12 protein-coding genes and 1 pseudogene are annotated in these 18,273 nt (G+C 56.6%); 10 read left to right on the top strand and 3 right to left on the bottom strand.

Going from position 1 to position 18,273, the window contains the following annotated elements:
• Positions 1-125: 125 nt before the first annotated feature.
• Positions 126-1,691 carry a mechanosensitive ion channel gene (locus H6G53_RS07025; protein WP_099532841.1) on the bottom strand — a complete coding sequence of 522 codons (1,566 nt, stop codon included), beginning with the start codon at positions 1,689-1,691 and terminating at the stop codon, positions 126-128.
• A 21-nt stretch (positions 1,692-1,712) separates the two neighbouring features.
• Here H6G53_RS07025 and H6G53_RS07020 point away from each other — a divergent pair, with 21 nt between their 5' ends.
• The 3 genes from H6G53_RS07020 to H6G53_RS07010 all read left to right on the top strand — a co-directional run bounded on the left by H6G53_RS07020 (position 1,713) and on the right by H6G53_RS07010 (position 5,484).
• On the top strand, positions 1,713-1,904 hold the full coding sequence (locus H6G53_RS07020) for a hypothetical protein (protein ID WP_190353793.1): 192 nt from the start codon (positions 1,713-1,715) through the stop codon (positions 1,902-1,904).
• A 551-nt stretch (positions 1,905-2,455) separates the two neighbouring features.
• Positions 2,456-3,898, top strand: a complete 1,443-nt coding sequence (locus tag H6G53_RS07015; protein WP_099532843.1) for a DUF3370 domain-containing protein — start codon at positions 2,456-2,458, stop codon at positions 3,896-3,898.
• 83 nt (positions 3,899-3,981) lie between these two features.
• Positions 3,982-5,484: an MBOAT family protein gene (locus tag H6G53_RS07010; RefSeq protein WP_190531683.1), complete on the top strand. Its 1,503-nt coding sequence runs from the start codon at positions 3,982-3,984 to the stop codon at positions 5,482-5,484.
• 76 nt (positions 5,485-5,560) lie between these two features.
• On the opposite strand, the gene H6G53_RS07005 is transcribed toward H6G53_RS07010, so the two are convergent.
• Positions 5,561-6,559, bottom strand: coding sequence for a heme o synthase (locus H6G53_RS07005; RefSeq protein ID WP_190527858.1), 999 nt, complete (start codon positions 6,557-6,559; stop codon positions 5,561-5,563).
• 109 nt (positions 6,560-6,668) lie between these two features.
• Positions 6,669-7,634, bottom strand: coding sequence for a heme A synthase (locus H6G53_RS07000; RefSeq protein ID WP_190531681.1), 966 nt, complete (start codon positions 7,632-7,634; stop codon positions 6,669-6,671).
• Between the two features lie 738 nt (positions 7,635-8,372).
• Here H6G53_RS07000 and H6G53_RS06995 point away from each other — a divergent pair.
• The 7 genes and pseudogenes from H6G53_RS06995 to H6G53_RS19200 all read left to right on the top strand — a co-directional run bounded on the left by H6G53_RS06995 (position 8,373) and on the right by H6G53_RS19200 (position 18,068).
• A complete protein-coding gene (locus H6G53_RS06995) occupies positions 8,373-9,374 on the top strand; it encodes a cytochrome c oxidase subunit II (protein WP_190527864.1) in 1,002 nt (333 codons plus the stop codon).
• Between the two features lie 94 nt (positions 9,375-9,468).
• Complete coding sequence (gene ctaD / locus H6G53_RS06990) at positions 9,469-11,145, top strand: cytochrome c oxidase subunit I (RefSeq protein ID WP_190527866.1); 1,677 nt, start codon at positions 9,469-9,471, stop codon at positions 11,143-11,145.
• A gap of 65 nt (positions 11,146-11,210) precedes the next feature.
• Entirely contained in the window at positions 11,211-11,825 is a 615-nt protein-coding gene (locus H6G53_RS06985; protein WP_099532848.1) for a heme-copper oxidase subunit III, read from the top strand.
• Between the two features lie 308 nt (positions 11,826-12,133).
• A complete protein-coding gene (locus tag H6G53_RS06980) occupies positions 12,134-13,906 on the top strand; it encodes a cation:proton antiporter (RefSeq protein ID WP_190353801.1) in 1,773 nt (590 codons plus the stop codon).
• Between the two features lie 137 nt (positions 13,907-14,043).
• Positions 14,044-15,054, top strand: coding sequence for an NAD-dependent epimerase/dehydratase family protein (locus H6G53_RS06975; protein ID WP_190531679.1), 1,011 nt, complete (start codon positions 14,044-14,046; stop codon positions 15,052-15,054).
• Positions 15,055-15,776: 722 nt separating this feature from the next.
• Positions 15,777-17,063: pseudogene (locus H6G53_RS19205) on the top strand (cache domain-containing protein); the annotation flags it as partial.
• Complete coding sequence (locus tag H6G53_RS19200) at positions 17,058-18,068, top strand: sensor histidine kinase (RefSeq protein ID WP_370567796.1); 1,011 nt, start codon at positions 17,058-17,060, stop codon at positions 18,066-18,068. The pseudogene H6G53_RS19205 and the gene H6G53_RS19200, both read left to right, overlap by 6 nt.
• The last annotated feature ends 205 nt before the right edge of the window (positions 18,069-18,273 follow it).

Genomic DNA, 18,273 nt, shown 5'->3' with positions numbered 1-18,273 from the left:
CCTTGTCTTTGTTTTTGATTGTTTCCCAACGCCAGGATCAGCACATTGGGAATTGGCTAACAACCTTTGGCGCTGACGATCGCGCTGGAAATTGCACTAATCACACCAAAGGTTAGCGCTTGAGGTTAGCGCTTGAGGTTATTGATCCATTCGCGGAGTTGCTCGCTGGCCACATCACGGCCGCCCAAACCGAAGGCGATCGCGCTGGCCACGGCCACTGCGCCCAAGATCAAACCAAAGGCCAGGTTCACAATATCCGGGGCAATTCCCATCTGTTGCAGCGCCATGGCCCCCACCAACACAATGATCGCCAACCGGGCCACTTGAGCCAGCAGGGTGGCTTGGCGAGAGCCGGGCATGGCAATCACCCGGTAAGCCAAATTAGCCAGATACAGGCCCACGGCAAAAATCAAGGCCCCGACGAGTACTTGACCGAGGATGGTGGTTAGCCCCGCAACGAGGGCCGTCAGTTCCGGCACTTTCAGGCTGTCGATCGCGGCGATCGCGGCAAACAGCATGATGCCCACCAGGGTGATGATCCCGGCAATATCCGAAGGAGACTTGGCCCCCACGGTCATGGGCAGCCCTAAGGCGAGGGGCATGTTGTTGAAGCCCACACCACTCAGGAAATTGCTGACCAAATTGGCCACAAACCGCCCGATCGCGTAGGCGATCGCCAGAATAATCACGGCCCGCAGAATGTACGGAATTGCCAGCAGAATTTCATTCAGCATGGCCACGGCGGGTTCCGAAATGGCCTGGATTTGCAGCTCTTGCAAAACCGAAATGGCCGTGACGATCAAAATCACCGTGTAGGCAATGGTTCCCGCAATCCAAGACAGACTTTGGGTTCCTGCCAATCCGCTGAGGCCAATGCGGTAACCGAGGCGATCGACCCCTGCCGATCCCAGGAAGTTGGTCAACACCACCCGCACCAGTCGAGCAATGAACCAACCGATCGCCCCCACCAGCACCGCCTTAAAGATTCGTGGCAGCGCTTCTAGCACCTGCGCCACGGCCCCTTGAATTGGCTCCAGCGGCCCTTGCAAGGCCAAGGCATCCAGCACAAAAGGCAGGAACAGCAGCAGAATCAGCCAGTAGAGGATGTTGCCGAGGGTTTCGTTCAGCAGAATCGGACTGCTGCCGCCCATTTGACTCGCCAAGCGATCGTCTAAGGAAAAGCGCTGTAGCCCTCGGGTGAGCAGCAGTTTCACCACCGTGGCCACAAGCCAAGCCAGCGCCGTGAGAATTAGGGCGCTAAAGATACGCGGGGCATAGCCCAGAATTTCCCCTAAAAAGCGCTGAAGGGGAGTTGAAGCCGCCTGCAGACCGACCGCATCCAGGAAAACCAAAATGGCAAAGAGCATGATCGTCCAAAAGGCGATCGCCCCGGCCCAGTTTTCGATCGGGACAAGGGTGGCATCGTTAGCCGACTGACCCGACAGCCAACCCGACAGCCGCCGCCCCACATCCAATCGGCTGAGGAGGTGGCGCACCACGCTGGCCACCAAAATAGCCAACAGCCAGCCCACCAACAGGGCCACCAGCCCCCGCACCAAACCATTCAAGAAGGGGGCCACATCCGGACTCGTGCCCGGAATTGGGGGCACTTGGGCCGAATAAAGGGCCGCAGCCCCGGGCAAAGCAAGGGCTGGGGGCATAGAAACGATTTGCCAAATTGCGATTGTCATGGATTGTGATGCTCCAGTGGAATGCACCTGAAGGGATGGAAGGGCCACCACGATCGGGCTGTTACCCTTGGCCCCGCCCCAAGTTTGGGGATTGGGGGACAGTTGGCCGATCGCGGCGATCGCTGGGCCCCCATGGGCGAAACCCACTGGGGGCCAATTGGGGCCACCAGCACCATTCCATCAGGCTTCAAAGCACAGCTAGTAACGGGTTGAGCCGCCTTGGCCGTTGCGATACCGTAAGGCTAACAGATGGATTACGGAAGGTCTCTGGGAAACAAGCGGTTCAAGGGGCCCAATCACGCCGTTGGCTGGCGGTGGCCAACAGGCTCAAAACTTGCAAACAGGCGGTTGTTGGCATCCTGGGCGCGGGATCAGGTTTCTGGAGATCCGTCCGGGGGCATTCACCCCCCAATAGAAAATGTTAAAGTTTGGGGCGTTTCTCTCAGGATTTCGATCAACAGAAAACGCCGGCAGTCCACAATTCTCCAACGGTCTCCGCCGTCTTCTGTGGTTCACTGAGGTTTCAGCCCCTTTCACCCCGGGTTTCTCGATCGCTGACCCCCTCAAGCAACCCCGATCCAGGCATACTGGTCAACGGCTTAAAATAGCCCTTTGCCAGTTAATCCTCCGTCGGCCGGCCGGTGCATGGAATTGGATCCATCAGCGTTTTGCTCTGTTTTTCTGGGCCGAAACAGCGGCTAATGGCCGTCTGTGCCTCAGGCCATGCCCGCACCACTCCATTCCTAGTATTTGCCTTCGAGTCCATGCTCTCTCTGCTCCTTGGCTTGTTTCCGCTCCAGGTGGGGCCCGTCGCTCAACTGCCCCCGATCGAACAGGCCGAACCCGATTCCCCAGGGAACCGGGAGGCCGCAGAAGATGAAATTTTGGCTCCGCAGCCCGTACGGCGGCGAGAGATTACCCAGCGCCATCAGGTGCGATCGCTCCCCGGGCGGCTGGACAACGTGCCGGTTTTTAACAGCAACAGCCCCGAAGTGGTGCTGACGGAAGGGATTTTGCTGTCCACTTTTCCGGCCAACGGCATGGCCGTACCTTCTGCGCACCTAAACTATGCCTTTCAGGGGCGGTTTGATATTTTTTCGCATCACATTTCCCGGGCGGCGGCTTATCAGGAAGGGCGGACGCTGTTTCAGGGCGTGATGGTCTATAACCCGGGGCCGCGCACCGTTGAGGTGAACATTCGCGAATCCGCGAGCTATATCAGCCGGTTTGAAGCGCCCTTTAAACCCTTGCCGGCCTATCTGGAAGACCCGATCGGGGCAATCTATTCTGGCTCTGGCAGCCGCGTGGTGGGGGATGTGTTGCGCGGTCGGCGGCGGGGCCTGCTGCGATCGAATCTGCGGCTAGGGCCTCGGGAAGCAGAAATGGTGGTGAATTCCCCGATTCCAGTGGGCAAAATCACCCCCTCCTCCAATACTCGATCGACCCTGATTCGGGCCGAGTCCAATGGGCCGGTCTATCTGGCCAGTTTGGCCATGTTCTCGCCCAAGACCCCCGACGGCCGCGAACAAATTCCCAGCCTGCGGGAGTGGCAATACCTGCTGGTGCGCAGCGGTCTTTCGGGCCCGCGTGATGTGGCTCCCACCTCCTTGAGCTTGGCGGAAACCAGTGCTCGATTCTTCTATGGCCGAGTGGCCGGCGTGGCCAAAGGGTCGCGCTGGGAGGCCACCCTCACGGATCCGGGGGTGAATGAACTGCGAGTGCCTACCGATGGCGGAGCCATTTCCTACCCGATCGCCACCTTGCCCCGAGGAACATTGGGCACGCGCCAGGTTCAAAGTGCGCCCATGGTGGCTCGCTATCCCGACACGGCCTATCTGGCCCACGGTAATTACGGGGTGCAATATAGCTTGACCTTGCCCTTAACCAATCGCACCGGCAGCCCGCAACAGGTGGCGATTTTGTTTCAAACTCCTTTGAAAGAAGACGGGCCGAGCGATCAACTACGATTTTTGGAGCCGCCCGAAGAGCGGGTCTTTTTCCGGGGGCCCATTCGGTTGCAGTACCAAGATGATTTAGGCAATCCGATCGATCGCTTCATCCATGTGGTGCAACATCGGGGTGAACAGGGGCAACCCCTCGCCACCTTGAACCTACGACCCGGTTCCAAGCGGGTGGTGCAGGTGAATTTTCTCTATCCGCCCGATGCCACACCGCCCCAAGTGCTGACGGTGCAATCCATCCGTTAGGGGCGATCGGCCCTGCATCGTCGATTTGGATTTCTGGGCAACTGCCAGCCCTATCATTCGGGGGAAGCAACAGGGGGCATCTCATGACATTTCTGTCGCAAGTCTATGGTTGGCTGCTGATTTCAACGGTGGGCCTGTTTTGGCTGCTGCCCTGGCGATCGGGGCGATGGGGCCTGCTGTTGGTTGCCAGTCTGATTTTTTATGGGCTGCGGCAACCCCTCTACGTGCCTCTGTTGTTGGTGGGCGTGGCCCTGAACTACAGCTTGGGCTGGATGTTGCGGACCGATCGGCGATCGATTCGACATTACGTGGGCGGGCCAAACCCGGAAGCCCGACAGCGACAGCGAAAACGCCTGCTATGGGTGGGCATTGGCCTCAATTTGCTGTTGTTGTTTGGGTTTAAATATGTGCCCTTTGCCCTCAACTCCCTGGGCTGGGCGTTCCAGAGTCCGCCCCTGTTGGATGCGGCTAATTGGGTCGATCGAATCGAAGCGCCCCTCGGCATCAGCTTTTTTTGCTTTGAATGTATTGCTTATCTTGTGGATGTCTATCGCGGTGCGCCTCCGGCCCGCAATTGGCTGAAATTTTGTACCTATAAGCTCTTTTTCCCAAAGCTCATTTCCGGGCCGATCGTCCGCTATCACGGCTTGGCGAGCCAACTGGAAGAGTTAGACCAGCCGCGCAATCCCCGGGCTGAACAAATCACCGAAGGTCTGTGGCTGATTGCCTGCGGTGCTATCAAAAAGGGACTGATTGCCGATTCCTTGGGCCTGTGGGTTCGCACAATCTTCAGCCCCGGAACCCTGGAGCGGGCGGGCAGCGGGGACTTGTGGTTGGCGATCGGGGCCTATGGTTTCCAGCTCTATCTGGACTTCAGCGGCTATGTGGACATCGCCCGAGGCAGTGCGATGTTGCTCGGGATTCAACTGCCCCAAAATTTTGATTTTCCCTACCTCAGCACCAGCATTGCGGACTTTTGGCGACGCTGGCATATCACCCTCGGTGACTGGCTCCGAAATTATCTCTACATTCCTTTGGGGGGTTCCCGCCAAGGCCTGGTTCGCACCTGCATCAACCTAATGATCGTGATGTTGTTGGGTGGCCTGTGGCATGGGGACAACTGGGGCTATGTGCTGTGGGGTGGGGCCCATGGGCTGGCTTTGGCGGTGCATCGGTTGGTGGATGCGGCTTCCCACCGTTTCAGTCCCCTGGCGGCCCTGTGGGCCCATCCGGCGGGGGTGGCCCTGGCTTGGGGCCTGACGCAACTGATGGTGTTTTTGAGCTGGGTGCTGATTCGGTTGCCGGACTGGAGCCAGTCGAGCTTGGTGTTTCAGCACCTTTGGGGCCGATCGAGCGATGGGGCTTTTCTAGAAAAGGTTTATGACGAAGCGTTGGGGTTGGATCCTTGGCGGTTAGGCGCGGCCTTGGGGGCGATCGCGCTGCTGATGGTGGTGGCATGGTTTGGTCAACGGGGCCTGCGGTTGCAGCTCACACAGCCGGTAAAAATCGCCCTCGTCCCCATCTGCCTTTATCTGGTCTGGATTCTGGGGCCCGAGGGCGTACCGTTTATTTACTTTGACTTCTAGGCCTGACTTCTGGGCCTAACTTCTAGGTCTCGTTGGGTCTCGCTAGATCTTGCGAGACCATTGGAGCCTTGGGTCACTAAGCCGCGATCGCCAGCCAGAGCGATTGCACTTGGTCAAACAAAGCCAGTTGCAAGCTGTGGGTGACCGGTAAACCAGCCAAAACGGCTCCGGCACAGAGCAGCATCAGGTAGCCGATCGAGTATTTGAACAGATCCCGTGCCACGGCGCGATCGCTCGGTAGGGCCAGCAGTTGCCAGGACTTTTGCACCAAAATGCTCCCCAAAATCAGGGCGATCACCCCGTAGAGCCAGCCGGTTTCGCCCAAGGGCCAAGCCAGCGCCAAGGTTAAAGGAACCAGGGCGATCGAGTAACCCAGAATTTGCTTAGCCGTGGCCTCGTCGCCGCTCACCACCGGCAGCATGGGCACACCTACGCTGGCGTAGTCATCCCGAATCATCAAAGCCAGCGCCCAGAAGTGCGGCGGAGTCCAGAGGAAAATAATCCAAAACAGCGCCCAGGCGGGCCAATCCAGCGTGCCCGTCACGGCGGCCCAACCCACCAGGGGCGGAATGGCCCCCGCCGCGCCGCCAATCACGATGTTGTGGGGACTGTGGCGCTTCAGCCAGTGGGTATAGACCACCACATAGCAGCCAATTCCCGCCATCGCCAACAAAGCCGCCAGCAGATTGGCCATCCAGGTCAGCAGCCCAAAGGACGCAACGCCCAGGACGATCGCGAATATCAGAGCATCGCGGGGGCGAATTTGCCCGGAGGGAATTGGGCGCTTTTGGGTGCGCACCATGATCGAATCAATGTCGCGATCATAAAAACAGTTGATCGCATTAGCGGAACCGGCAGCTAAGGCCCCACCGGCCAGGGTTGCCAAAAACAGCACCGGATCCACATCACCCCCGCCAGCCAGGGCCATGGCCGCTGCGGTGGAAATCAGCAGCAACACAATGATCCGGGGCTTGGTGAGCTGAATATAGCTCCGAACGATCGACCCGGCTCGCTGCCAGGGCGACGCAGCCGCTTCCTCGGTCATGTTCGACAGGTTTTGCACAATTTCTTGCATAGCAGCTATTCCGGCAACATCAACAACCAGCGAGTTCTTGGGAGTTTTTGGGAGGTTCTTGGAAATTTTTGGGGAATTCTTGGGGAATTCTGGGCGAGGCCTGAGCTGTTTAGGCTGTCAGACCATCGGGCGACTCCCGCAACCGATCGCGCCCGGCCCAAACCGTGAAGGCCACCAGCGAAGCCAACAGGGCCGCCGCGATCGCCTCATGCAGCACCGTTAGCCCTGCCACCCGCAATTGAAAGTGATAGGTGCTGTAACCAATGGCCAATTGCGCCACCAACAACAGGGCGATCAGGCTCCGGAGGGAACGGAGGCGCGGATTCAAAGCCGGGGTGCGCCAAGCCATGATCAGCAAAATGCCGATGGTCAAGACAGCAGGCACAATGCCCCAAAAGTGGGTGTGGAGAACGCCACAGAGCTGATCGCCCTCCAGGCATTGGTGTACCGCCCAGCGCGATCCGACAATGCCACCGATCAGGCTTTGGACATCGATCGCGATCGCCGCCAGCAGGGCCCAACCCGCCAAGCCGGCCGCCGTGCCCGAAGCCTGTTGGGGAGTCAGGCCCGCCGCGATCGCCACCAACAGGGCCAAAAATGCCAAGGCCGTCCCCAAGTGCGCCGTCACCACGTCAAACCGCAGCAACTCCGTCACCGTCAGGGCCCCCAGCCCCGCTTGCAACACCACCAGGGCCAGGGCCGCCACCGTTGCCGGAACCACCCAACCGGGCAGTTCCCGCCGAAACCGGACTGCCGTGCCCGCCAAGCCCAGGGCCCCAAAGGCCACCACTGCTGCATCCAGTCGGTGGAACCATTCCAAAAACACCTGCCAATTCATTTGGGCCCAGGGAACCGCCTGGCCATAGCAGAGGGGCCAATCGGGACAGGCGAGACCCGCATTAGCCACGCGGGTGGCCGAGCCGATCGCCATCAGCAACCAGGCCGCCACCGCCAGCCGCTTAGCCAACCACCGCACTCGATCGCTTCCCAAAGATGAATTGACCTCGGCGATCGCGATCGAGGTCTTCACCGATTCGGAAGAATGCCCCGCCTGATGAAACACGGTTTCCGCCATAGGAATTCTTAAGAAAATCTTGAGTCTAAAAAGCAGCAATGAGGTGCATCGCCACCATAACTCAGTTCCGAAAATTGCGGAAATGTCATGTCAAAGATTGCAACACGTTGCAATGTACAACAATTAGCCGATTCGACCTAAAATTCGCCGTCAACTAACGGTAAGCTCATCAAGAACTGACCATTTGATCAAAATTTGTCCCCAAGACAGCGTTACATATCAAACGATTTTTGATTTAGTTTGTATTGTAAATAACAGCTTTTCCAGGACTGCCACCCTTCGTCCCCCTAGGGTAATTTTCAGCCCAATCCTCAAATAATCCCTAGATATTGATGTATCAATGGGCAATCGCCCCAAGATTTCAAGATTTTTGGCAACCGATGAGTTCGCACAATCTAGAGCATGTTAATTGTTGATGACAAATCACGGCCAGAATCGCTGAAAATCACCATCGCCAGACTCCAGGAAACCCAAAGATTTCCTAAAGGTTGTTAACGGCAAAGAGAATCCTAAAGATATTTAAAAATATTGACAAACCAAATCAGCTCCCTGAAAAAAACGTCTACCTTTGAAGGCAGTAACGCAGTGGCAAGCGCAATGGGCCGCTGCCCCCGCTCCTTTCCCCTTCGTTGGCCGCCGCCATCGCTTGGCCGTTGGCCCCCAACGGAGGAGCAGACCTGTCCCGATCGCCTGTTGCCCTTTGCCCTTTGCCTTTGCAGTCTTGCGTGACGCACCACCATGAATGTTCCTAGTACGATCCTGACCCTGCTGATGGGCATTGGCTTAACGCTAATCAGCCTTTGGGTTGGGCAAAACTATCATTTCCTGCTGCCGGTGTCGGCTACGGACGTGTCGCCCGAGGTCGATCGCCTGTTTGGGGCCATGTTGACCATTGCCACGGGCCTTTTTCTGCTGGTGCAAGGATGCTTGATTTATGCAATCCTGCGCTTTCGGCGCAAGCCCGGCGATGACACCGACGGCCCGCCCATCCGGGGCAACATTCCCCTAGAGATCCTTTGGACCGCGATCCCCGCCGTGATCTGTTTGGGCATCTCGGTCTTTAGCTTTGATGTGTATAACTCCATGGGGGGCTTGGATCCGATGGCCAGTGGAGCCGGGATGGGCATGGCCCACCACCACGGCCACCACACCGCGATCGCCGCCACGTTGGATGAGGCCCCGGCCATGAATGGTACGGAAGTGGCTCTAGGGCTGGGGGCAGCTCCCGGCTCCCAAGGCCAAGCCCCCGACTTGCAGGTCAATGTGCAGGGGCTGCAATACGCCTGGATTTTTAACTACCCTGACTTGAACGTGATGGCAGGGGAGCTGCATGTGCCCGTGGGTCAGGATGTGCAGCTCAACATTTCCGCCATGGATGTGTTGCACGCCTTCTGGATTCCGCAGTTTCGGATTAAGCAGGATGCGATCCCCGGTCGCCCCACACAATTACGCTTCCGGGCAACCCAGCCAGGCCGCTACCCGATCGTTTGCGCCGAGCTTTGCGGTTCCTTCCACGGGGCAATGCGCACCGAAGTACTGGTGCAAACGCCAGAAGAGTATGAAGCCTGGGTGGCGAGCGTGATGCCCGAGGCGGAAACCACGGAAACGGGCCAAGGATCAGCGGTAACCCTGGCGCAAAATCCTCAAAATTTGACGGATTCGGAATATTTACAGGTTTACAGCGATCGGCTGGGGATCGAGACCCGTTCGATCGCCCAATTGGCCCCCGCTGCGCTGTAACCAGCGGTCACCCTTGGCCTCAGCATCCGGGCTGGGCTGAATTGACATCCAACTTTTCGGTTTTTGTTGTTTCTTGTTGTCTCTTGTCGTTGCTATGGCTCCAGCAGAACTCAGAACGCCCGGCGCGATCGAACCCGATCCCGAACCCTGGCAACGGTTTTTTAGCTTCAGCGTCGATCACAAAGTCATCGGCATTCAATACCTTGTCACCAGCTTTTTCTTCTTCCTGATTGGTGGAGCCTTGGCCACCGCTGTGCGCGTGGAGTTGGCTACTCCGGAAGTGGATTTCGTGAGCCGCGAACTCTACAACCAACTCTTCACCATCCATGCAACGGTGATGATTTTTCTGTGGATTGTGCCGGCCGGAGCAGGCTTTGGCAACTATCTCATTCCCCTGATGATTGGGGCCAAGGATATGGCCTTTCCTCGGCTCAACGCGATCGCCTTCTGGATGATTCCGCCGGCCGGGCTGCTGCTGATTGCCAGCTTTTTTGTGCCCACCGGAGCCGCCGCCGCCGGTTGGACTTCCTATCCTCCCCTCAGCTTGGTCAGTGGCCAATGGGGTGAACTAATTTGGATCCTCAGCATTTTGCTGTTGGGAACCTCCTCCATTTTGGGCGGAATCAACTTTGCAGCCACCATCCTCAAAATGCGCATCCCCGGCATGACGTTAAATGACATGCCGCTGTTTTGTTGGGCCATGTTGGCCGCTTCCATTTTGATTTTGATGTCCACCCCGGTGCTGGCTGGCGCATTGGTGCTGTTGTCCTTTGATTTGATGGCGGGAACGGCCTTTTTTAACCCCACTGGGGGCGGCGACCCGATCGTCTATCAGCACATGTTTTGGTTCTATTCCCACCCAGCGGTTTACATCATGATCCTGCCGCTGTTTGGAGCCATTTCCGAAATTTTGCCCGTCCATGCTCGCAAACCGATTTTTGGTTACAAAGCGATCGCCTATTCCAGCATTGCCATCAGTTTGTTGGGCTTGATTGTTTGGGCACACCACATGTTCACCAGTGGCACACCGGCATGGTTGCGGATGTTTTTCATGATTGCCACCATGATCATCGCCGTGCCCACCGGCATCAAAGTGTTTGGTTGGGTAGCCACCATTTGGGGTGGCAAATTGCGGCTGAATTCCGCCATGCTGTTTGCGATCGGGTTTGTGTCGATGTTTGTGGTGGGTGGTCTCAGCGGTGTGATGATTGCCTCCGTGCCCTTTGACATTCACGTTCACGACACCTATTTCATCGTTGCCCACCTGCACTACGTGTTGTTTGGCGGCAGTGTATTTGGTCTCTATGCGGCGCTTTACCACTGGTTCCCCAAAATGACCGGGCGAATGTTAAACGAACCCTGGGGAAAAGTACATTTTGTTTTGACCCTGGTGGGTTTCAATCTTTGCTTTTTGCCCATGCATTACTTGGGCTTGATGGGAATGCCCCGACGGGTGGCGGAATATGATCCGCAATTTTCAACGGTGAATGCAATTTGCAGCATCGGTTCCTATATTTTGGCTGTGTCTACCATTCCGTTCCTGGTGAATGCGGTTTATTCCTGGGTGGCTGGCGAAAAGGCTTCGGCTAATCCTTGGAATGCTTTGACATTGGAGTGGACGGTTTCTTCGCCGCCGCCGGAGCACAATTTCGTGGGTCAGCCGGTTCTGAAAACAGGCCCCTATGATTACGGGGTGACAAAACGGGGTGAAAGCCGCAAGCCAATTTCGCAACTGAAGGCTTCTGATATTTTGAGTGGCTCAACACGCTAGGAATTTGGATTTTCATCTGGATTTCAAGATAGCCGTTCCATTGTCCTTCTTTCTTTTGGGTTTCTATGCAAGGTTCCGCAGTTGATTCTCAACAGTCGATCGCCCTCGAAAGCACTAGCCATGGCAGCGAGGAACATCATCCCGATTTGCGGCTGTTTGGCATTGCTCTGTTTTTGGTGGCGGAGGCGATGATCTTTTTGGGCCTGTTTGCGGCCTATTTAACCTTTCGATCGGTTGCGCCCAGTTGGCCCCCGGAAGGCACGCCAAAGCTGGAACTATTGTTGCCAGGCATTAACACCCTAATTCTGATTTCCAGTAGCTTCGTGATCCACAAGGGTGATGATGCCATTCGGGCCAATGATGTGAAGGGAATGCGCCTATGGTTTGGGATCACAGCCGCCATGGGGGCCATCTTTTTGGTGGGGCAGCTCTATGAATATTTTCACTTGGAATTTAGCCTGACCACCAATCTGTTTGCGAGCACTTTCTATGTGCTAACGGGTTTCCATGGACTGCACGTTTGCTTTGGGCTGTTTTTGATTTTGGCGGTGTTGTGGCGATCGCGCCGTGAAGGTCATTACAGCAACCAAAGTAAGTTTGGGATCGAAGCAGCCGAACTCTACTGGCACTTTGTGGATGTGGTGTGGATTGTGTTGTTTGCGCTGTTGTATTTGCTGTAGCTGTATTGCCTGAAGGTGTATTGCCTGAAGGTGTATTGCCTGAAGGTTTATTGGCTATAGCTGTACCGGCCACAAAAACGTGGGGCGATCGGGTGAACGTTGGTTAATTGGTTAACCGTTGCCCCCAAACCCGTTCCAAATTGGCGACCCAAATGAGGGCGATCGGGAGGAGATCCCCGATCGCCCTCTGTGCTGAATGGGTGATGCCTGAAGCACTTCACCGTTTCGTTAAGGAATCTTACATTTTCCGTAAATTCCGTTAATGTAAGAGCAGTACCTTACGCAATCAGCCCGGGATCGCGCTCAGGATGGCTATTGAACACGGCATTGTTCTTGACTTTGCAACCGTCCTTGGAACCTCCGCTATTGGCGGATATATCGCCAATAAGCTCCGACAGCCGGTTATTTTGGGCTATTTGGTGACGGGTCTCATTATTGGTCCCTTCGGCTTGCAATTACTCAGCGATGCAGCCCAAACTGAAGCCCTCGCGGAAATTGGGGTGGCGTTTCTGCTGTTTGCGTTGGGGATGGAATTTTCTCTCTCAGAATTGGGGCGCGTTCGCAAAATTGCGATCGAGGGCAGCCTGCTGCAACTGGGCTTAACCACCGCGATCGTGGCGGCGGCCACCACGCTCACCGGCTGGGCGAAGGATTTGCCCGAGGGGGTGTTTTTGGGGGTGGTGTTGGCCCTGTCATCAACGGCGGTGGTGCTGAAAACCTTGAGTGATCGGGGCGAAACCAACACCCCCCATGGTCAAGTGATGCTGGCGATTCTGATTGCTCAGGACATCGCTTTGGGATTGATGTTGGCGGTGCTGCCCGCCTTGACCCAACCGGAAGACTTGGGGCAGGCGTTGGCGATCGCCTTGCTGAAGGCCTCGGCTTTTTTGGGGGCGGCCATTCTGGCGGGTAAGTGGGTTGTGCCGCGCTTAATGAGCGCAGTGGCGGCCACGGAAAGTAATGAAATTTTCTTGCTGACCACGATCGCCTGGTGTTTGGGCGTAGCTTTCGTGACGGCGGAACTGGGGCTGTCGATCGAAATGGGAGCCTTTGTGGCGGGTGTGACGATTGCCGAACTCGACCAGGCCGATCAGGCACTCTCGAAAATTTTGCCGTTGCGGGACACCTTCGCCAGCCTCTTTTTTGCCTCGATCGGGATGTTAATTGATCCCCACCTTTTGATCGAAGAAATTTTTCCCATTTTGGGACTGGTGGTGTTAGTGATGATCGGCAAAGCGGCGATCGTCACTCCAGTGGTTTTGCGATTTGGCTATTCCTTTAAAACAGCAGTTTTTGCCGGATTTGGCATTAACCAAATTGGAGAATTTTCCTTCATTTTGGCGGCCCAAGGTTTGGCCATGGGCTTAATTGATAAAAAGCTGTATTTGCTGCTACTAGGAACCACCGCGATCGCTCTAATGCTCACTCCGCTGTCTTTGGCCACTGCGCCTTGGATCGTGGAAGTGGCGGGACGTTGGTCTTGGGTTAACAAGTATTTTTCGGGTCTGGGGGAGCCAAAATTAACCTCCATGCCGGACGAACTGGCTGGGCAAGTGGTGGTGGCGGGCTATGGGCGAATTGGTCAAACCATCGTCAAAGTTTTGCGCGATCAAGGCTATCCAGTTTTGGTGATTGACAATAGCGAAGCCGTCATTAACAAACTGCGGGAAGCGAAAATTCCTTACCTATTTGGGGATGCGGATTCGGAGTTGGTGTTAGAAAAAGCCAGGATCGATCGCGCCAAGGCCCTGGCGATTGCGTTACCCGATCCCGCCAGTACCCGCTTGGTGTTGCAACATGCCCTGAAGATTGCCCCGGATTTGGATGCGATCGCCAGGGCCCGCGATGGCGCGGAAATTGAGCGGCTGACCAATTTGGGAGCCAAAGAGGTGGTGCAACCGGAGTTTGAAGCGGCTTTAGAACTGACTTCTCATCTACTGCTCACATTGGGGGAAGACGGCGACGATGTGCGCCAACTGACGGGGACAATTCGCCAAGACTGCTACGGCATCAACCCACCCCCCCAAACCTTAGCCATTGAGCCGCAGGCCGAGCCGGAACCCCAGGAAATGGCTGCCTAAAAGGCTGTTGAGACCTAAAACACCGTTGAGGGCTACGGCCCAGCGATCGCCCGGGAGCAACCGGATCGATCGACCCGAGAGCTGTTGATGACCCTCCACAGGCGACGCAGGCCGTTGGTCTAGTACAATCAACGGCTATGCGAATTTTGATCTTGGGCGGAACAACCTTTCTGGGGCGGCATCTGGTAGATGCGGCCGTGGCTCGCGGCCATGAGGTCACCATCCTGACTCGGGGGCGGCGCAACCCGGAACCCTTCCCAACAGTGGAGCGGTTGGTGGGCGATCGGCTCACGGATGACCTGGCCGCCCTGAGCGATCGCACCTGGGACAGCGCGATCGACACCAGCGCGATCGTGCCCCGAGCCGCTCGCTACACGGCCGCCCGGCTCCAGAATGCGGTGGGTCACTACGTCTACCTATCCAGCATTTCCGTTTACGAAGATTTTGGGTTGCCGGGGATCACGGAAAACGATCCCCTGAGATCGCCCCTCTTGGATGACCAAGCCTCGATCGAAACCGGCGATGACTACGGATCCCTGAAAGCAGGTTGCGAGCAACTGTTGGCCGAGACCTTTGGCGATCGATTGTTGATTGCCCGCCCCAGCTTGATTGTGGGGCCCTATGATCCCACCGATCGCTTCACTTACTGGGTGCGTCGCCTAGCCCAAGGGGGTGACGTGTTAGCCCCATCGCCACCGGAACAGTGGGTACAACTGATCGATGCCCGTGATTTGGCTGCTTGGCTAATCAAAACCTGCGAAACCCAGCGATCGGGGGTTTACAACGTTGGCACTGCCGAAAAATCCCTCACCCTAGACAAAGTGTTGGATGAATGCGCCCGGGTCACCCGCAGCGATGCGCTGATCGATTGGGTGCATGAGGACTTTTTACTAGAGGCGGGGGTTGCGCCCTGGACAGAGCTACCCCTTTGGATCCCCAGCAAGGAAGCTCCCATGCGCGGCTTCACCAGCATGGATACTCGCCGGGCGGCGGCCGCTGGTCTGAAATGTCGCCCCCTGGCGGGCACGGTGCGCGATCTGTGGTCTTGGGATCGATCGCGCCAAGCGGATTTGAAGGCGGGTCTTTCGCCGGAACGGGAGCAGCAGCTTTTGGCACAGTGGCGCGTGAACCAAGCTCGCTGGTTGTAGCGGTGTGGATGGGCGGCTGAGTACAATCGGCAGCCAAGGAGCCAAGTATTCGGCCGATTTTGCTGCCAAATCATGAAATTTCGCGATCAAATTTTGCGGTGCAATTTGCGGTGAAATTGTGCAATCAAATTTCGCAATGCAGTTTTACCGCCCCAACGTTGGCCGGGCTAGGTTTTGGTGTCTGCCTGTTGATGGTGCTGCCTGTTGATGGCCTCGGGTTGGCGATCGGTTCGTGACTGTTGACCCGATCGCCCCCCGTAATTTGCCTACCGTAATTTGTCTACCGTGATTTGCCCACCGCGATTCGCTCACTGTGATCTGGATCGCCTTGGGGATCTGGATCAGTCACGCGGGGGCTAGAAAGCAGTCACCCAAAGACCTTGAGCCGATCGCCCCCGCAAAACCAAGGAATCACGACCGGAAGGGAGGGCGATCGCTGAATAGATCGGTAATTCTGGCAATCATAACGAAGAGAATTCACCCACCCGTCTGACCTCCATCGATCGGGCGCGTGAGTTCAACTCCCCGCATGGCCCACGGGGCAGCGGGGTCTAGCGCCACGCCTCTGATCGCTTGTTGATCACTTGCTGATCGCTTGTTGATTGCTTGTTGATTGCTTGTTGATCGCTTGGCGTTAGGCGTTTCAAGCAATTGCAAAATTGCCCCTTGATTTAACCGCTGTCGCCGGGGAAGCATCGCCGTCTAGACCCAACTTTGAGCCAATGATTGCGAAAGTCCCCACAACCCCCAATTCCATGGAGCCTTATTTTCGCCCTCCCGATATTTCTGCCCGGGCCAAGCGGCGATCGCTGGCTTGGGTGTTAACGTTTCCGTTTGTGAGCCTTTCCTGTGCGGCGGTGGTGGTGGCCGGGGCCCTGTCCCTGTGGGCGGGAGAGCAATCGGTCCAAGAGCTGTCCGATCGCCTGCACCTGCAACTCCGGGAACGGATTCGTGGTGGCCTAGCCCAATACTTTGAGCAACCCAAGCGGGCCACCCGGCTGTTTCTGATGGCCCTCAACTCGGAGTTGGTCTCTCCCCAGAATTTGCAACAGGTGGGGCAATATAGCTGGCAATTACGCCAGGCCTTCGATGCCAGCTACATCAACTTCGGCTTAGCCACGGGGGAGTTTGCAGGCTCCGGTGTGGGGCGGGATGGGCTGATTGTGGGGGAGCGATCGGCCGCCTTGGGTTGGCGCTATGAGGAATATCGGGCCGATCGGCTAGGTCGTCGCCAGCAACGGCTGGGGGTGTATTCCTATGACCACCGCAAAGAACCCTGGTATCAGGCGGCCATTCGGCGCAACCGTCCTGGCTGGAGTGCCATTTACGCTTGGGATAGCACCCCAGAGTTTGTGTCAATTAACTACGCCGTTCCCTTTCGTGATCGCCGTGGCCAACCGATCGGGGCGATCGGGGTTGACCTGTTGTTGGCCCGCATCAGCGCCATGCTCAAGGAGTTGAACGTTCACCCAGAATTAACCATCACCATTCTGGAGCGGAACGGAAACTTGGTGGCCAGCAGCAACGAGCAACCCCTGTTTGTGCTCAAAACGTCCGAACAGGGATCAACCCTGGAGCGGATCACTGCCCGCACCAGCAATGATCTACGATTGGTCGCCGCTTTCGATCATTTGAATCAAAAAGGCGGTTTGGGGGCCGTGGTTAGTCCCCTGTCAGAAACCTTCCAGGTCGATCACCAAACCTATCTCCTCTGGACTTCCCCTTGGCGGGATTCCGATGGCCTCGATTGGGTGATTGTGGCCACTGTGCCTCGATCGGCCTTTATGGGGCAAATTGAGGCAAATCGCCGCGTCACAACCCTGCTCTGCGGTTTGGTGATCGTCCTGGCTGTGTTTCTGGGCCTGGTGATGGCGCGTCGTTTGGGGCGGCCCGTGCAGTCTCTGGCCGGAGCGGCTGGCCAGTTGGCGGCCGGTCAGCTTAATCACCGAGCGGAAACCTTTGATATTCGCGAATTGGATGAGCTGGCCCAGGCCTTTAACCGCATGGCCGACCACCTCCGCAATTCCCTGATCGCTCTGGAATCCGCCAATCAAACCCTAGAAAGTCGGGTGACCACAAGAACGGCCGATTTAGCCCAGGCCCTTGAGGATCTCAAAAGTGCCCAAGCCCAACTGATTCAAACTGAAAAGATGTCCAGCTTGGGGCAAATGGTGGCGGGCATTGCCCACGAAATCAATAATCCCGTTGCATTTATCCATGGCAACTTGGGGGTATTGCGGCAATACATTGAAGAACTCACGGATTGTTTAACCCTGTTGGGACTCACGCAATCTGGGGCGGGATCAGGGGCGATCGACCCGGCAGCCAATGCCACCATCGACACCGAGGAATTAACCTTTGTGCTGGATGACTTGCCGAACCTGATCCAATCCATGGAGGAAGGGACTCGACGGATTCAGGAAATCGTGCAGGGCTTGCGTAATTTCTCACGTTTAGATCAGGTAGATCTCAAACCCGTGAGTTTGCACGATGGTCTCGACAGCACGTTGCTAATGTTGTCCCATCGCCTAAAGCGGTATAGCGATCGCCCAGAAATTCGCATCGTTAAGCAATATGGCGACCTACAGCCCGTTTGGTGCTATCCCGGGCAGCTCAACCAGGTATTCATCAATCTCCTCAGCAACGCGATCGAGGCCCTCGATCAGGCCTGGCAGCAGCAGATGGCTCAACAAAGCTCAGGAGAAACTGCCCGGTGGACACCCACCATCACCCTGCAAACGGTGGCCCTGAAAACCGACCAGGGCCCCCAAGCGGAATTGGTCATCCAAGACAATGGCATCGGCATTTCCGAAACCATTCGCCATCGGTTGTTTGATCCCTTCTTCACCACCAAGCCGGTGGGCAAGGGAACCGGCCTAGGGCTAGCGATCGCCTATCAAATCGTGGTCGATCGCCACGGGGGCCAAATCAACTGTGAATCGACCCTGGGGAAGGGAACCACGTTTCGGCTGCGGTTGCCGGTGGGGCAGCCAGCCGCTGACCCGATCGCGTAGGGCCCCTTCTCAATTCGGATAAGTCAAGAAAACCTGACATTTTCTGAAGTGGGTTTTGCACATCCGGATCAATATGTCATGAAATTTTGACATTAAGCTTGATCGCCCTCGACGGGTGGGGATCGAGTTCAGTAGGATAACGGCCATCAAGAGCTGAGATTGGGATCGCCCATCCCAAACCGTGCCCAAGGCATCATTGCTGCTA

It is taken from the genome of Limnothrix sp. FACHB-406 (assembly GCF_014698235.1).
Lineage (GTDB): Bacteria > Cyanobacteriota > Cyanobacteriia > CACIAM-69d > CACIAM-69d > CACIAM-69d.
This window is presented reverse-complemented; position numbering and strand designations above follow the sequence as displayed.

Excerpts from the sequence above, each read along its gene's own strand:
- H6G53_RS07025 (WP_099532841.1), bottom strand. The coding sequence starts at position 1,691 with ATGACAATCGCAATTTGGCAAATCGTTTCTATGCCCCCAGCCCTTGCT.
- H6G53_RS07020 (WP_190353793.1), top strand. The coding sequence starts at position 1,713 with ATGCACCTGAAGGGATGGAAGGGCCACCACGATCGGGCTGTTACCCTT.
- H6G53_RS07015 (WP_099532843.1), top strand. The coding sequence starts at position 2,456 with ATGCTCTCTCTGCTCCTTGGCTTGTTTCCGCTCCAGGTGGGGCCCGTC.
- H6G53_RS07010 (WP_190531683.1), top strand. The coding sequence starts at position 3,982 with ATGACATTTCTGTCGCAAGTCTATGGTTGGCTGCTGATTTCAACGGTG.
- H6G53_RS07005 (WP_190527858.1), bottom strand. The coding sequence starts at position 6,559 with ATGCAAGAAATTGTGCAAAACCTGTCGAACATGACCGAGGAAGCGGCT.
- H6G53_RS07000 (WP_190531681.1), bottom strand. The coding sequence starts at position 7,634 with ATGGCGGAAACCGTGTTTCATCAGGCGGGGCATTCTTCCGAATCGGTG.
- H6G53_RS06995 (WP_190527864.1), top strand. The coding sequence starts at position 8,373 with ATGAATGTTCCTAGTACGATCCTGACCCTGCTGATGGGCATTGGCTTA.
- ctaD (WP_190527866.1), top strand. The coding sequence starts at position 9,469 with ATGGCTCCAGCAGAACTCAGAACGCCCGGCGCGATCGAACCCGATCCC.
- H6G53_RS06985 (WP_099532848.1), top strand. The coding sequence starts at position 11,211 with ATGCAAGGTTCCGCAGTTGATTCTCAACAGTCGATCGCCCTCGAAAGC.
- H6G53_RS06980 (WP_190353801.1), top strand. The coding sequence starts at position 12,134 with ATGGCTATTGAACACGGCATTGTTCTTGACTTTGCAACCGTCCTTGGA.
- H6G53_RS06975 (WP_190531679.1), top strand. The coding sequence starts at position 14,044 with ATGCGAATTTTGATCTTGGGCGGAACAACCTTTCTGGGGCGGCATCTG.
- H6G53_RS19200 (WP_370567796.1), top strand. The coding sequence starts at position 17,058 with ATGGCCGACCACCTCCGCAATTCCCTGATCGCTCTGGAATCCGCCAAT.